The organism is Caballeronia sp. Sq4a (assembly GCF_023170545.1).
In the GTDB taxonomy this organism is placed as follows: domain Bacteria; phylum Pseudomonadota; class Gammaproteobacteria; order Burkholderiales; family Burkholderiaceae; genus Caballeronia.
Genome location: NZ_CP084251.1, coordinates 524,156 through 539,314, shown reverse-complemented (window position 1 = coordinate 539,314; position 15,159 = coordinate 524,156). Strand labels below are relative to the sequence as shown.

The 15,159-nt window shown below is 65.4% G+C and carries 15 protein-coding genes; 2 read left to right on the top strand and 13 right to left on the bottom strand.

Features of this window, described 5'->3' with window-relative positions; genetic code table 11:
• Positions 1 to 113: 113 nt before the first annotated feature.
• Together LDZ24_RS16405 and mprF are read right to left on the bottom strand one after the other, a co-directional pair.
• Positions 114 to 1,403 carry a virulence factor family protein gene (locus LDZ24_RS16405; RefSeq protein WP_248323245.1) on the bottom strand — a complete coding sequence of 430 codons (1,290 nt, stop codon included), beginning with the start codon at positions 1,401 to 1,403 and terminating at the stop codon, positions 114 to 116.
• Entirely contained in the window at positions 1,400 to 3,997 is a 2,598-nt protein-coding gene (gene mprF / locus LDZ24_RS16400) for a bifunctional lysylphosphatidylglycerol flippase/synthetase MprF (protein ID WP_248323244.1), read from the bottom strand. Before mprF ends, LDZ24_RS16405 begins: the two co-directional genes overlap by 4 nt.
• Positions 3,998 to 4,315: 318 nt before the next feature.
• Here mprF and LDZ24_RS16395 point away from each other — a divergent pair, with 318 nt between their 5' ends.
• Complete coding sequence (locus LDZ24_RS16395; protein WP_248323243.1) at positions 4,316 to 4,642, top strand: hypothetical protein; 327 nt, start codon at positions 4,316 to 4,318, stop codon at positions 4,640 to 4,642.
• 14 nt (positions 4,643 to 4,656) lie between these two features.
• Here the strand turns inward: LDZ24_RS16395 and LDZ24_RS16390 are convergent, their stop codons facing one another.
• A complete protein-coding gene (locus LDZ24_RS16390; RefSeq protein ID WP_248323242.1) occupies positions 4,657 to 5,199 on the bottom strand; it encodes a hypothetical protein in 543 nt (180 codons plus the stop codon).
• A 136-nt stretch (positions 5,200 to 5,335) separates the two neighbouring features.
• Complete coding sequence (locus LDZ24_RS16385) at positions 5,336 to 6,031, bottom strand: response regulator transcription factor (RefSeq protein ID WP_175941781.1); 696 nt, start codon at positions 6,029 to 6,031, stop codon at positions 5,336 to 5,338.
• Between the two features lie 178 nt (positions 6,032 to 6,209).
• Here LDZ24_RS16385 and LDZ24_RS16380 point away from each other — a divergent pair, with 178 nt between their 5' ends.
• Positions 6,210 to 6,662 carry a histidine kinase gene (locus LDZ24_RS16380; RefSeq protein ID WP_248323241.1) on the top strand — a complete coding sequence of 151 codons (453 nt, stop codon included), beginning with the start codon at positions 6,210 to 6,212 and terminating at the stop codon, positions 6,660 to 6,662.
• 13 nt (positions 6,663 to 6,675) lie between these two features.
• On the opposite strand, the gene LDZ24_RS16375 is transcribed toward LDZ24_RS16380, so the two are convergent.
• The 9 genes from LDZ24_RS16375 to LDZ24_RS16335 all read right to left on the bottom strand — a co-directional run bounded on the left by LDZ24_RS16375 (position 6,676) and on the right by LDZ24_RS16335 (position 15,089).
• Positions 6,676 to 7,590 (bottom strand): aldose epimerase, encoded by a 915-nt coding sequence (locus LDZ24_RS16375; protein ID WP_248323240.1) that lies wholly within the window; start codon positions 7,588 to 7,590, stop codon positions 6,676 to 6,678.
• Positions 7,587 to 8,426, bottom strand: coding sequence for an ABC transporter permease (locus LDZ24_RS16370; RefSeq protein WP_371747464.1), 840 nt, complete (start codon positions 8,424 to 8,426; stop codon positions 7,587 to 7,589). Before LDZ24_RS16370 ends, LDZ24_RS16375 begins: the two co-directional genes overlap by 4 nt.
• 68 nt (positions 8,427 to 8,494) lie before the next feature.
• Positions 8,495 to 9,358: an ABC transporter permease gene (locus tag LDZ24_RS16365; RefSeq protein ID WP_248323239.1), complete on the bottom strand. Its 864-nt coding sequence runs from the start codon at positions 9,356 to 9,358 to the stop codon at positions 8,495 to 8,497.
• On the bottom strand, positions 9,355 to 10,431 hold the full coding sequence (locus LDZ24_RS16360; protein WP_175941791.1) for an ABC transporter ATP-binding protein: 1,077 nt from the start codon (positions 10,429 to 10,431) through the stop codon (positions 9,355 to 9,357). The genes LDZ24_RS16365 and LDZ24_RS16360 overlap by 4 nt, the downstream gene beginning before the upstream one ends.
• Before the next feature lie 75 nt (positions 10,432 to 10,506).
• On the bottom strand, positions 10,507 to 11,679 hold the full coding sequence (locus LDZ24_RS16355) for an extracellular solute-binding protein (protein WP_248323238.1): 1,173 nt from the start codon (positions 11,677 to 11,679) through the stop codon (positions 10,507 to 10,509).
• Positions 11,680 to 12,012: 333 nt separating this feature from the next.
• Positions 12,013 to 12,948: a dihydrodipicolinate synthase family protein gene (locus LDZ24_RS16350; RefSeq protein WP_248323237.1), complete on the bottom strand. Its 936-nt coding sequence runs from the start codon at positions 12,946 to 12,948 to the stop codon at positions 12,013 to 12,015.
• Positions 12,949 to 13,083: 135 nt separating this feature from the next.
• A complete protein-coding gene (locus LDZ24_RS16345) occupies positions 13,084 to 13,776 on the bottom strand; it encodes a FadR/GntR family transcriptional regulator (RefSeq protein ID WP_248323236.1) in 693 nt (230 codons plus the stop codon).
• Positions 13,777 to 13,925: 149 nt separating this feature from the next.
• The gene (locus tag LDZ24_RS16340) at positions 13,926 to 14,762 is read right to left on the bottom strand and encodes a 3-keto-5-aminohexanoate cleavage protein (protein ID WP_248323235.1); all 837 of its coding nucleotides are present in this window, start codon (positions 14,760 to 14,762) and stop codon (positions 13,926 to 13,928) included.
• A gap of 45 nt (positions 14,763 to 14,807) precedes the next feature.
• A complete protein-coding gene (locus tag LDZ24_RS16335) occupies positions 14,808 to 15,089 on the bottom strand; it encodes a DUF3303 domain-containing protein (RefSeq protein WP_248323234.1) in 282 nt (93 codons plus the stop codon).
• Positions 15,090 to 15,159: the final 70 nt, after the last annotated feature.

The window sequence follows — 15,159 nt, the reverse complement described above, 5'->3', positions numbered from 1 at the left end:
CGACCGCGCCCGATACGGACGCACACGCTGAAGCAAAAGACGCTGCGCAGTCGTCGAGTTGACCAAGCAGCCAAACGGCCGGCTCAATCGAACCGGCCGTCGTCGCCCTGATCTCACGCCGCTTGCTTCGCCGCGATCTGCTTGCGCCAGCCGGCCAGAATGCGCCGCGCGAGCGCATCGTAGTCGCCGCCGAAGTGATGATCGCCCGGCAGCTTCACTACGTCGATGCCCGTCTTCGTCAGCGCCGGGCACAGCGTATCGTCTTCTTTTTCGCCGTAGATGCACTGGACCATCGCGGGCGGCAGTTGCGCGAGCTCCGGCTTCACCTTGAGCGCCTTGTCGCTCGCCTTCATGCCGAGCCAGCCGGTCACGCGAATCTGGAAATCGGCCTCGGGCGCGAAGCCCATCAGCGAAATATACGAGACCTGGCGCCGCACGTCGTCGGGCAGACGGTTGTACGCGAACGGCATCACGTCCGCGCCGAACGAGTAGCCGACGAGCGCCACGTGGCTCGTATGCCAGCGCGCGCTGTAGGTGCGCACCACGCGGGCGATATCCGCTGCGGTGCGCTGCGGCGACTTCTCGCTCCAGAAATAGCGCAACGAATCGATGCCGATCACCGACACGCCGTCGCGCTGAAGGGCGAGCGCCATCGTCTTGTCGAGGTCGCGCCAGCCGCCGTCGCCGGAAATGACGATCGCGAGCAAGTCAGTCGGCTGCGACGCGCGAAGTTCGATGAGCGGCAGATCGGACACGTCGTTCGCAGCAGGCGCCTCGGGTTTGGTCAGATGCGGCGCGGTCATCGCCACGAGCGCGTCGGCCTTCGTGCGTCCGGGCTGCCACGCGGCGCGTTCCATGAAGCCCGGCAAGCCCTTCATGTGGATGATGGTCGGGTCGGGCGGACACGGCTTGAAGCGCGCGTCGAGCGTGGCCTCCGGCGCGAGCGACACCGCGCCCGCCACCGTGTTGTCCGGCGCCTGGCCGAGCGCGTGTTCCGCGACGGTCGCGCCCTGGCCCGCGCCGGCGAAGATCGGCGAGAAATAGCGGCTCGTCTCGACCGTGCGTTCGAGCTGGTGGCTCATGTTCTCGGCATCGCCGACGAGGTTGTGGCACGTCTCCTTCTTCTCGGCGGCAAGGCGCGCGGCGTAGCGCGGCGTATCGACGCCGACGACCATCGCGCCCTTGGCCGCGAGCGCATCGGCGGCTTGCTGGTCCGACTCGCTCCAGCCGCTCTCCTCCGACAACAGCACGACGAAGCCCGTCATCGCGCCCGCCGGTTTCGTCACCGTGACCTGCCCGTAGCGGCCGCCCGAAACGGTGTTCGCGTGCGCCGCGCCGATCAGGGAGACGCCGCAGACGGCGGCCGCCGCGAGCGCCGCCAGTTTCTTGCCAAACTTGTTCATGAACGCCAGCCTCCCGCCAGCAACGAGAGGTCCGCCAAAGTGAGAAACACGCTGACCGAACCGGACGCCGCGAGATAACGCGGCTCCCAGTGCGGCTGGAACTTGCTCTTGAATCCGCGCAGGCCGCGGAAGTTGTAGAAGCGTCCGCCGAAGCGCCATACGAGCCCCGCCAGCCGATGCCAGTACGACGCGAGCGGCGTCGGCTCCATGCCGGACAACGGCGCGATGCCGAGCGACAGCGATTTGAACCCCGCCTCTTTCAGATGCAGCGCGAGCTTGGTGAAGAGGTACTCCATCGCATACGACGAGGCTTCCGCCACATGACGCATCACGCCGACCGTCGCTTCGGTGTTGAGGTCCGTCGTCATGAAGGTGACGAACGCCACCGGCACGCCCTGCTGACGCACGAGCAGCACCGACTGCGCGGCGAGATATTCCTCGTTGAACGCCGCCACCGAGAAGCTTTTCTCACGCGCCGAGCGGCTGTCGAGCCAGTCGTCGGAAATCTCGCGCAGCATCGGCATGCTTTCCGCGATGCGGTCCGGGCCGATCAGTTCCGTATCGAAACCGTCGCGTTCGCCGCGCTTCAACGCATAGCGCAAATGCGCGCGGTGCGATCCTTTCAGATCGAACTCGGATAGCGCGACGTGCGCTTCCTCGCCGAGCTTCATCAGCGTGAGACCAGCGTCGAGATAGAGCGGCAGCGCGTCCGCGCGCACCTGATAGAACGCGGCGCGGCCGTTGTGCGAATGCGCGAGTTCCACGAAACGGCGGATCAGCCCCGCCCACTCGCTGCGCGGGCCGACCGGATCGTGCAGCGCGGCCCACGTGCGGCCGTGCTTCGCGTACATGAGAAACGCCTCGCGCGACTCGGAGAACAGAAAGCTCTTGTCGCCCATCATCGCGAGGCCGGCGTCGCTGCGCTCCTGCGCGCGGAAAATGCGCGCGGCATCGGCGAGGTCCTGCGGCGCGGGCATCTCGAAGCGGCCCGCCGCCGGGCGCAGCAATTGCCAGACGGCGAACGCGCACGCGAACACGCCCGCTGCGAGCGTCGCGCGCAGCGCACGCGGCGCGCGCTCGTCGAACGCGAATTGCCACCACAGGTCCGTGTTGTACGGCACGTCGCGGAAGGCGAAGAACATGATCCATACCGCGACCGCCATCACCATGCCGACGGAAACGAGCCACGTCGCCGTGAACCGCTCGGCGAACAGCGACGCCCGGCGGTTGAAGCGCTCGCGCGTCAGGACGAGCAGCGCGATGAGGAACGCGAGAACGCCCGCTTCGATGAATGCGAGCCCCTTCGCCAGCGACAGCGCGAAGTTCGCTACCGCGAGAATCAGCGCGACCCACCACGCGGCGTCGAGCCGGCGCATGAGGCCGCGCGCCACGAAAAGCAGCATGACGCCCATCACGCTGCCGAGCAGTTGCGAGCTTTCCAGCACCCACAGCGGAATGACGGTCTGCAAGAGCGCGATGCGCATCTTGAACGCGGGCGTCGCGCCGGAGATGACGAGCATCGACCCGGCCGCGAACGCGATGATCGCGAGGAACAACGGCGCGAGCGACGACACGCGGCGCGGATGCAGGAACGCGAAGCGGCCTTTCAGCGCGCGGCCTTCGAACGCGGCCATCACGGCGGCCGAGAGAATCAGCGGCAGACCGAAATAAATCGCGCGATAAGCGAGGAGCGCGGCGAGCACGTCCGGCGTCGCGACGTTGCGGCCGAGCGCGAAGACCATCGCCGCTTCGAACACGCCGACGCCGCCCGGCGTATGGCCGATCATTCCGAGCAGCATCGCGGTCGAGAACACCGTCATGAACTCGCCGAAGCCGACGTGCGCGCCCGGCAGCATCGCCCAGAGCGCGAGTCCCGCGCCGAGCACGTCGACGACGGCGAGCGCCGTCTGCGCGATGAAGTCGCGGCGCGTCGGCAACGTGAACGCGAGCCACGTCCAGCGCGAACGCAGCGTGCGCTGCTCCCGTCCGCAGAAGACGAGCATCGCGACGAACACCGCGAGCAGCGCCGCGCCGAGCACGCGCAGTATCGCGGGCGAGAGATGCAGCATGCTCGCCACCGTGCCCGCCGAGCACAGCATGCCGAGCGCCGCCATGAACGCGAGCGAGAGCGCGAGCGTGACGCCCGTGAAGATGGACAGCCGGCCGACCTGCGCGGGCGTCACTTCCGCCGCGCCGTAGACGCGGCAGCGCACCGCACCGCCCGTCAGCGCGCCGAAGCCCGTGACGTTGCCGAGCGCCGAGCCGACCGTCGCGCCGACCCACAGCAGCGAACGCGGCACCGCGACGCCGATGTGCCGCAAGCCGACGGCATCGCGGCCGACGAGTGCGGCGAAGCTCAGCGCGGTGGCGAACAGCGCCGCGCCCCACGCTTGCAGCGAGAGCAGCCGCAGCGAGCGCACGACCGACTTGTAATCGACCGTATGCGACAGATGCTGGAACACGACGAGGAGCAGCGCGCACACGAGAACCGTGAGCGCGGGCGCGGCGAACCGTTGGAGATCGAGACGCGCGAAGCAAGAGCGTCCGAACGTGCGAATGGCGCGAAGCGAGGTGAACGACTTTCTGCGAGACATGCGTTTTCTGGACTTGCTCGCGCCGCGATCCGGCGATGACACTGCCGGCTGCGGCGCAAATCGTTGTTATCGGGGGCGGCGCATGATGCACAGTGGGCGCGCCGCGTCGGTATTCGCCTGCGGCTCGCCATACAAAACGGTTTCTGCGTAAGAAACGCCTGTATAACGGCTACGGTTGACCCAACTTGACCGATATTCGGGAAGCGTCGGGAGCGAAGGCTGCTTCAATACGAGCGCGCCGCGCATCATCGGCGAGAAGACTAAGCGGATCACACCACCAAAGGCATCGGAAATATGAGAAAAAGTGTCACAAGCACGTTGGCAGTTTGTTTCGCGCTGGCGCTCAACGGCTGCGTCAGCACCGACGACGCGCTGCTGAAAACCGTGCCGATCGGCTCGGGCGCGTCGACGCTCGCGACGTTGGATTTCACGAAGTGCGTCAAGGCGCGGTGGACGCCCATCGCGCCGCGCGTGCGGGAATATGGCCTCGGCCCCGATTCGCTGGCGGTATCGGTTCCGGGACAGGGCGGCTCATCGGCCATTTTGGTGGTCGCGCAGCCGGCGGCCTACGGCACCGGCTACACGATCTACGGCGACAGCGCAGCGGGCAGCCGCTACGTCACGGCCGCGCACGCCTGCGACTGAAGCGCGCCGCGTACTTACGACGGCTTGCCGTTGCGCATGTCGACGCCGGCGAGGTGCGTGCCGACGATCCGCCCAATCAGATAGCCGTCGGACGCGCACGCGTTGGTGCGCTCCTTGCCGTCCCACTGGATCTTGTACTGCTCGTCCTGCGAGTGGATCGCCGACGGGTCGAACTTGCCGAGCTTGCTCTTGAGCGGTTTGCCGCCGTTCTCACGCACGGCCTCGCCGACGAGCCGGTTCCATGTCAGCGCATAGCCGTAGCGCACGCCGTCCGCGAAGGCGGCGTTGTCGCAAACCTGCGCGGGCGGCGTCGTCTTGACGGTCACGCGATACCCGTTCGCCCCGCCCACCACGATGCGCTGTTCCGTCGGCCCCGAAGGCTGCGCGGCGGCCTTCGCCGCTGCCGCTGCGGAGGCCGCCTGCGCGGCTTGCACCGCCGACGCAGCCGCGGCCGCGTCGGCGCTTTTCTGCTGATCGGGGAGCGGCGCGCATGCAGCGAGCGCGACCGCCGTTGCCAGCGCGAACGCCGCGCTGACGCCTTTCGTTCCGTAAGTCATCGACCTGCTCTTCACCTGCGCGTTTCCCATCTCAAAATAAACCGGGCTCTACCTTACCATTCCGGTGGGAATCCTCGGAGTTTTGAGAAAAGGGGACGCGGTGCGCGCGCGACGCCGCCGTGCCGCGAAGAACGGCTCAGGACGCCGACGACGTATTGCCCATCGGCATTTCGATGCCCCGCCGCGCCATCTCGACGATCAGGAAGGTTCGCCGCGTGACATGAAAGCGCGCGAGCAGGTCGCTCGAATATTCCTTGGCCGTGTTCTCGCTGATGTTCATCTTGCGCGCGATGGCCTTGTTCGACAGCCCTTGCAGCAGATAGCGCAGCGTTTCGGTCAGGCGCGGCGGAAGATCGAGCGATTCGATGGTGACGCCCGCATGCGTCGAGACGGGCTTCGGGCTGTGGCCGCCCTTGCCGAGCACGGTGTTCGGCAGATAGACGCGCCCGTTGAGAATGGTCTTCAGGGCTTCGCGGAACACGCTCGCGCCCTGCTCGCTGCCCTTCGAGATGAAACCGCACGCGCCGTTTCGAATGCATTCGAGCACGGTATCGCGGTCGTCCTGAGCGGACAGCATGATGGTCTGAACCTCGCGCTCCTCCTCGCGTATCCAGTTGAGCAGGTCCATGCCGGTGGCCTGGCCGCGCAAGTGATAGTCGAGAAACATGAGATCGTACGAATTCGCCGAGAGCTTCGCTTTCGCCTGCTCGAATCCATCGGCTTCGTCGATCTCGAGCAAGGGCTCGTTCGCGAGGATCAGCGTCTTCATCGCGCTGCGCGTGAGCCCTTCGTCCTCTACCAGCAATACTGTTTTGAAATAGCCGTTTTCCATTGCGAGTCCCCGAGAACGCTTCCGATATTACGCGCGCCCGTCATCGATCGAACCCCTCCATTCGCAGGGATACGTTCGGCAGTCTCCCAGAATCTTCGCCGTTCCCCGCCGCCGCCGGGTGTCGGGCGGCGCGCGGCCGGCCGACACTCGACGCATCCGTCACGAAGAGGAGAACGCGATGCCACCCCGCTCATCCGACAACGAAAGCGAGTTCGCGCTGTGGCGCATCAAGCGCGCGCGCCCGGGCGACTCCGCGCGGCGCGTGCTGATCGCGCACAAGGACAAGTCCATCGCGGATTCCCTCGCGGTCCAGCTTCGGCTGAAAGGCTTGCAGGTCATCCACGCGCAGGATCTGGCGTCGGTGCGCGCGCTGCTGCATAGCTGGCAGCCGCAGGCGCTCGTGCTCGATACGGCTCTGGACAGCGATCCCGGCTATGTCTTCATTCGCACGCTGCGCATGGACGCCGACGTGACGGGGCGTTTGCTCGTCGCGATGAGCAACGTGTGGCCTGCCGATCCGGTGCAGAACCTGAAGGACGCGGGTTTCGACGCGCATTGCAGGCGTCCGTGCTCGACATGGCGCATCGTCGATCTGGTCGATGCGTTCTTTACCGCGCCGCTCGCGCGGTGAGCGGCGGACCGGTTCAGCGCCCCGGTCTCATGGCGAGCGACGCGGACACTTCGCTTCCCGGCGCAATGACGACGACGCCCGTTCCACCGATACCTTGCGCGTCGAGATTGAATCCGTCGCTCACATGCGAGACCGGCTCGACGCACAGATACGCGCCGCCTGCCGGGCAATGCACGACCGCATGCCCCAGCGCGCCGTCCGCTTCGAGCGCGAGCGCGCGGCCATCGGCATAGGAAAGCGTCGCGCGGCCGTCCCAGCCGCTCAGATACCGCGTATAGCCGTCCGACTCTCTCACATGACGGCGCAGCGGATGCTCGTCCGACACTCCCAGCGCGATCTCGGCTTCATGACGCCAGAGCGTCGCGGCATCGAGCTCGGCTTCGAGCGCCGCGAAATACGGATGAAAACCGAAGCCCGCCGGCATCGGACGCGGCGAGCGGTTGACGACGCGCATCGACCAATGTGCGCCGTCGGGGGCCGCTTGAATCGTCTGGATCGCGTCGAACGCCCACGGCCAGCCGTGCTCGCCCTCGCGATGCGAGTAACGCAGTTCGATGCGATCCGCTTCGTGACCTTCGACGCGCCATGCCGCGTACTGGCCGAAGCCATGCAGCGCGTGCGCCATGCCGGGGAACGTCGACAGTCGGACGCGCTCGCCGCCGGGCGCGGGAAATTGCGCATCGCGCACGCGGTTCGAGAACGGCACGAGCGGATAGCTGCCGCCCTTCGGCCACGCGTCACACGGCCAGCTCGACGCGGTGATCGGCACCAGCCAGTCGTGCGCGCCGGTTTCGTCGTGCGTCGTGAAACGCGTGATGCGCCCGCCTGCGGACGGCGCCACCTCGATCACATGCGGGCCGTTCGCCACGCGAAGGCGCGGCTCGGCCCGTAATTCGATGACCCCGCGCATCGGCTGCGAAGACGTCATTGCCGCTGCTCTTTCACGCGCGAGACCAGTTGCGTCGGACTCACGAATTGCAGCGCGATCAACACCCAGACCAGCGTGATGGCCATGTAGATCATCGCCATCGCGTCGATGGATTGCGGCGCGCGCACGCCCGTCGAAAACACCGCGTAGTACAGCGCGACGACGAGCGTCTGGGTCGTCGGCCCGGCAGTGAAGAACGTCAGCTCGAACATGCCGATGGTCCGCACCAGCACCAGCAGCCCCGCTGCCAGCATGCCCGGCACGAGCAGCGGCAACAGCACGTAGCGGAAATAGCGCACCGTGTTCGCCCCGAAAATGCGCGCGGCGGATTCCAGATTCGGATCGATCTGCTCGATGAACGGCGTCATCACCAGAATCACGAACGGCAGCGCAGGCACCAGATTCGCGAGAATCACGCCGGTGAGCGTGCCCGCGAGATGGAACTTGTACATGACCGTCGCCATCGGGATGCCATAGGTGACGGGCGGGACCATCAGCGGCAGCAGGAAGACGAGCATCGCGAAGCGCTTGCCGGGAAACTGCACGCGCGCGAGCGCATACGCCGCGGGCACGCCGAGCACGATGGACAGCAGCACCACCGCGCCCACCACTTCGAGCGTCACGAGCAGCACGCTCGACAACTGGAAGTCGCTCCACGCCTGCGCGTACCAGTGCAGCGTGAAGCCCTGCGGCAGCAGCGTGCCGAACCAGCGCGTCGCGACGGAGTTCACCGCGACCGTCGCGATGAGAAGCAGGACGTTCAGCAGGAAGAAGCCCATCGTGACCCAGACGAACGCCTTCCACACGCGGTCGCGCAGGCTCGCTTGCTGTTTCATGTTCTTGCCGGAGCGTTGAGTCGGCGCGGGGGCCTGCCAGGCGGGCGCCGCGCGGTTGTCGGTTGCCATTATCCCTTCCCTCCGGTCACCGGGCCGGTGTAGAAGAAGCGGCGCGCGCCGAGCATGCCGCCCACGACCAGCAATTGCACGAAGCCCATCACGATCGCAATCGTCGATGCGAGCGAATAGTCGTAGCTTTCGAACGCAGCCTCGGATGCGGCAATCGAGATCACGCGCGTCGGACCTGCGGGCGCGCCGAGCAGCACCGCCGACGGAAACACCGAGAACGCCTGCACGAACGAAAGACACGCGGTCATCGTGAGGCCGGGCAGCAAGAGCGGCAGATAGATCTGGCGGAACTGCTGCCACGGACTCGCGCCGAGCGTGGCGGCGGCGCGCGCGAGCGTCGGGTCGATACCCGTCACGTACGAAAGCGTCAGCAGGAACGCGAACGGAAAGCCCGACACGATCAGCGAGATGAGCACGCCCCAGTAGTTATGCGTGAGCCGTACTTCGTCGCCATAGAGATGAAGCGCCTGAACCGCCTGCGGAAACCAGCCGTTCGGGCTGAAGTACGTGAGCATGCCGTCGGCGATCAGCACCGTGCCGAGCGTCACCGGAATGACGAGCAGCGTGGTCACGAACTTCTGATACGGCGACGAGCGCCGCAACGCGAACGCAACCGGCACCGAGATGCCGACGTTGATGATCGTCGCGGGCACGGCGAGCTTCAGCGTGACGATGATCGTCGGCCACATTGACGTATCGGTGAAGAACGACACGTAGTTCGCCCAGGCACCGCCGCCGTTCATCGGATTGAACGACAGCATGAGCCCGTACGCGAACGGATAGATGAACAGCGCGATGATGAAAACGAGCGCCGGCGCGACGAGCCAGCCCTTCGGGTCGCGCTGCGCGGGAAGCGCGATCATTTTTCTTCTCCGTACACGAGCGCCTTCGCCGGCGACACGCGCAGCACGATGCGCTCGCCTTCCGCGCATTCGCCCGCGATACGTGCCCACAGCTTGCCGAACGCCGTATTCACGCGGATGAGCGAATCGCGGCCGCCGTATTCGACGGTCTCGACGTGCGCGTCGAACGCGTTCTGGTCGCCGGGCGCGGCGCGTTCCATGTCTTCCGGACGCAGCGCGACGCTCACGTTCTTGCTGTCGAAGCCTTCCATCGGCGTGCCGAAGAGACGCACGCCGTTCGCGCTCACGGCAACCGTATCGCCCTGCGTGCCTTCGAGCGTGAACGGCGCGACATTACGAAAGCCCATGAAACGCGCGACATGCAGGTTCTTCGGCCGCGAATAGACTTCCTTCGGCGGCGCGACTTGCTGCACGACGCCCTCCTTCATCACGACGATGCGATCCGCCATCGAGAGCGCTTCGTCCTGATCATGCGTCACGTAGATGGTCGCGCGCTCCAGCTTGCCATGAATGCGGCGAATCTCGGCGCGCATCTCGATGCGCAGCTTGGTGTCGAGATTCGAGAGCGGCTCGTCCATCAACACGAGCGGCGGCTCGATGACGATCGCCCGCGCAATCGCCACGCGCTGCTGCTGGCCGCCCGAAAGCTGGCCGGGGAGCTTCGCGTCGTGGCCCGTGAGCTGCACGAGTTGCAGCGCCGCTTTCGCGCGCTTGACCGCTTCCGCTTTCGACACGCCGCGCATCTTCAGTCCGAAGCCGACGTTATCGAGCACGGACATGTGCGGAAAGAGCGCGTAGTTCTGAAAGACCATGCCGAAGCCGCGCTTTTCGGGCGGCAGGACGTCGATACGCTTGTCGTCGAGCCAGATGCCGCCGCCCGTCAGCGGCTGCAATCCGGCGATGCAGTTCAGCGCGGTCGACTTGCCGCAGCCCGACGGTCCGAGCAGCGCGATGAACTCGCCGCGCTGGATGTTGAGATCGAGGCCTTTCAACGCGGCGAGCTGATGTCCCTGCGCGTTGGTGAAGCTGCGCGAGACCGAGTCGAGGCGCAACTGCTCAAAAGTGTGCTTCATGGCGATTTCCCGTTGCGCGAGCGGCGACGCCCCCGAAGGAGCGCCGCCGCCCAAAGCCCTGCGAGTGCGATGTGCTTACTTCGTCTTCTGCGCGCCGATTTCGCGATCCCACTTCTGGAACGCGGCGACCATCGCTTGCGCATTCAGCGGCACGACATGCGGCCGGTCGGCCAGCAGCTTCGCGTACTCGGGGCGGCCGAACTTCTGAATCACTTCCTGGCTCTTCGCCGGCGCGGCCGAGAGCGGCACGTCCTTGACTGCCGGGCCGGGATAGAAATAGCCGTCGTCGTACGTCAACGCCTGCTGCGCCGGCTCCAGCATGAAGTTCATCAGCTTGTAGAGCACGTCGAGCTTCTCTTTCGGCACGCCCTTCGGAATGACCATGTAGTGAGCGTCGTTCACCCACGTCATGTTGTCGAATGCCTGCACCTTGAATTCGGCCGGCACGATACCGAGTGCGCGCGGATTGATGTCCCAGCCGGTCACGGTCACAGTCATGTCACGCGTGCCTTCGCCCAGTTCCTTCATCACGGCCGACGTGCCGCCCGGGTAGTAAGGAATGCAGTCGTTCAGCTGCTTGAGGAACGCCCAGGTCTTGTCCCAGCCGTTGACCGGGTCCATTGGATTCTTGTCGCCGAGCACGTAGGGCAGGCCCATCAGGAAGGTGCGCCCCGGACCGGAGTTGGCCGGACGCGCGTAAATCAACTTGTTCGGATGCGCCTTGCACCACGCGAGCAACTGATCCGGCGTCTTCGGCGGATCGCTGACCTTCGCCGGGTTGAATTCGAGCAGCGGGCCGGCGGGCATGTACGTGACTTCGAGACCGTAGCCTTGCGCGATGTCCTGCATCTTGCGCGGACCGGGCGCGTATTTGTCCAGCACGCCGGGGAACACCGCGGCGTGTTCGGGCAGCAGCTTTTCCCACAGGCCCTGCTGGATGCCGGCGGCGAGCGCATCGGTGCCGGTCACCACGAGGTCGATGTCCGAGCGGCCTGCCGCCTGCATCGCCTTGATCTTGCCAGGCAGTTGCGGCGCGGGCGCGTTGGTGAACGTGATGCTGGACACGAGGTCCGGGTACTTCGCCTTGAACGCTTCGAAGCCCTTCTGCGTCAGTTGAAGATTGCCGGCGACGTCCACGATGTTGATCGCCACCGGGTCTGCCGCCTGAGCCGCGCTCGTCGCGAACGCCGCGCTCACGGCGACGCACAGCGCCGCCAGTTTCACTGACAGTCCTGCCTTGAAAGCCATGTTGTCTCCTCACTTCTCTCGCAACCGCTATTGGGACGAGGTCCGGTCGCTTGTCGATTCTGTCGATGAATTCGATCGCCGGCCTGTTCGTGCTTCGTTCTGATGGTGCTCGGTGCGCTGTCTCTTGGTCTGTCGGTCGGCGCCCTCGCGTCGTTATTAGCTCACGAAGCAGCAAAATAGCCAACCGAATCATCGTATGTCAAGCAAATCGGCGGCGGCTTTCCCTGTTTCCTTGCATCGCAGAAAGGGAGCTTCATGCGTTGTGGCGCGGCGTTGCGGCTGGCTGTCGGGATATACCCGGAGCGCGCCGTTACCCCGCTTGTTTTACTTCTTTTAACCGGCGTTTCCTGCCAGCGTGCGGTCGAATGCCAGCAGCGCCCGCGCTTCGCGCTCGACGGCGGGCAACGCATGATCAGGCGTTGCCGAAAGGAGCGGCAGGATCGGACCCATGTCCGCGATGCCCGAAAGCGTGACGGCGTCGTGCAGCACGCGTATCAGCGAGATGTCGTCGCGCAGTGTTTCGAGCGGAAGAAAGCGGTCGTAGAGACGCTGCGCTTGGTCCGCCTCTCCGGCCTTCGCGGCCCGCAGCAGCGCCATCACGGCGTGCGGAGCGATGCAACCCGAGCCGGTCGTCCAGGCGGCGAGGCCGAAGTCTCGCGTGTGGACCAGCGCGGGGCGCTCGCCCATGCCGGATATCACTTGCGACGCCGGCACGCTGTCGAGAAGCCGCCGCAGGAACGGATCGTCGGACGGGTCGGCACGCACGATCGCATATTTGACGGCGAGCAGCGTGCCGTCAGCGACGAGCGCCGCGAGGGTATCGACATCGATGTAGTCCTCGCTCTTGATATAAAGCGTGAACGGCATGCCGGCGATATCCGTCAGTCGCCTGAGGCCGGTCGCGACGCCCTGCGGCGTCGTGAAACCCGCTAGCGGCAGGACCATCGCGGTGCGGTAGTCGGTCTGCGCCAGCATGCGCGCCTGATCGAGCATCTTGCCGTAGTCGGGGCCTATCGCTGGGATCACGCGCGTTTGCGGCCCGGCGATTTGCGCGAGCATGTCGAGTAGCTCACGATATTCGCTCACTGCGACGTGATAGAGGTTGGCGTTGCCGCCGTACAGCAATGTGCGCACGCCGCCGGCCTCGATATGGGCCACCAGGGCGCGGTTCTGCGCCTCGTCGAGTGAATAGTCGGCCCGCCGCGCAAGGGGCGGCACGGCCATGACGCTTTGAGAGAACTCACTGACGGTGATGGGCTCGACTTTCATGAATAACGCCTCGCTCGGCATGGGCTGACCGTGCGTGGAAGCTAGCAAGGCGGTATCAAGTTGTCAAACAACTTCATCGATCAAAAGGCGTTAATCAGCGTTTCCCCGAATGCGCCGACGAGAGTCGTATGACATCTAGTTGCCGAACATGCGCTCCAGCGCGCCGGCAAGATGCGACTTCATCGCCTGACCGGCGCGAACTGAGTCGCGCGCGCGAATGGCTTCGAGGATATCGAGGTGTTCTCGCTGCACGAGCCGCTGCCGTTCGAGCGTCTTCACAAGCGACAGATTGCGCGAGAGATTCATGCTGAAGACGACCTGCTCTTCGATGAACGATATCGCGCTGATGAAGAACTGGTTCTTCGATGCGCGGGCCACCGCGAGATGAAACGCGAAGTCATCGCTCGCGCCGATGCCCTGCTGAGCTTCCACCACGCGTTCGAGTTGATTCCACGCTTGCTCGATGGCGCGAAGATCCTCGTCATCGGCTTTCTGCGCCGCGAGTTCCGCCGCGCCCGCCTCCGTGACGATGCGGAATTCGTAGCAGCGGCGAATGTCGGAGAGCGTTTCGAGCGGGGCGAAGCGCCGCACGTCCGGATCGGGGCGGCGGCCGACGGTCGTGCCCGAGCCGCGCCGCGTCACAATGATGCCGTCCGCGCGCAGACGTGCCAGCGCTTCGCGCACGGTCGGCCGGGAAGTCGCGAAGCGGTCCGCGAGCGCGTGCTCGGTCATGAGCCGGTCGCCTTCCTTGAACTCGCCTTCGATGATGCTGTTGAGAATGTCGCTGTAGATGCGGTCGGCCAGGCCGGGCGACTTACGCTCGTTCATGTTCACGCTGGACAGCTTGTCAGGGTAGACGACGATTGTAAGGCAGATTTTCCGGCAATTGGCTACTGCGTCGTTGGCACTGAGCCCGGCGTGGCACCCGACACTCGCGGGTGCCCGCCCTTATCTGCAAGCCGTCTCAGCGCCAGTTGTTAAAGCGAAAGCAGCCGGCGCGCCTCCTTCGCGCTCGCCACCGGACGCCCATACTCGGCGCACAACGACGCCACGCGGCTCACCAGTTGCGCGTTGCTTTGCGCGAGCGTGTCTTTGTCCCAGCGGACGTTGTCTTCCAGACCGGTCCGGCAGTGGCCGCCCATTTGTAGCGTCCAGTGATTCACTTCGAGCTGATGCCGCCCGATGCCCGCCGCCACCCACGTTGCGTCGGGCAAATGCTTCTTCAGTTGCTCGACTTCGAATTCGAGAATCTCGCGGCGCGCCGGCAATGCGTTCTTCACGCCGAGCACGAACTGGACGTGGACCGGCCTCTTGAGCAAGCCCTGATTCACCAGATCGACCGTGCTGTACAGCATCGCCAGATCGAAGACTTCGATTTCAGGCTTCACGTTGTGATCGAGCATGAGTTGCGCGAGCGAGCGCACGAAGTCGGGCGGATTCTCGTACACGATCGTCGGAAAGTTCACCGAGCCCGTGGCAAGCGACGCCATGTCCGGCTTCAGGTCCAGCATCGCGCCGCGCTGCTCGAACGATCGTCCGCGGCCGCCCGTCGAGAACTGAATGATGATGTCCGGGCAATGCTTGCGGATGCCGTCCTGTAGTTCTTCGAAGCGATGACGGTCCGAACTCGACCGTTCTTCTTCGTCGCGCACATGCAGGTGCACGAGCGTCGCGCCGGCTTCGTACGCCTCGTGGGTGCTTTCTATCTGCTCGGCAATCGTGATCGGGACCGCCGGGTTGTCCTTCTTGCGCGGCACCGACCCCGTAATGGCGACGGAAATGATGCACGGTTCGTTGGTAGTGGCTTGCGTCACGCTTGTCTCCTGTCCGGGGTATCCCCGATTTCGCCGCGAAAACGTCTAGCGCCGCCCGGCCGCATCGGCGAGCAGCTTGCCGAGCTGTTCGTCCGTCAGCGCGGGCATGATGTCCAGCGTGAACAGATCGGACCATTCGTACGCCCATCGCGCGACCGGTTCTATATCGTCGCTCTCTGCCACGCCGAAGCCGCGTATCGACCCGATGCCGTGCCAGCGCCCGAGCAATCGGACGCCGTCCGGCGGCGCGCCGGCGTTCTGAAGAAACCGCTCCGCTGCCCGCTCGCGGACTTCGGGCAGCGCGGTCCAGCTGACGATGAACAACATGGCTCGGCCCTCCTTCTGACGATTGCCACGCGACGAACATCATGCGCCGACGTGGTCCATTCAGTATAGA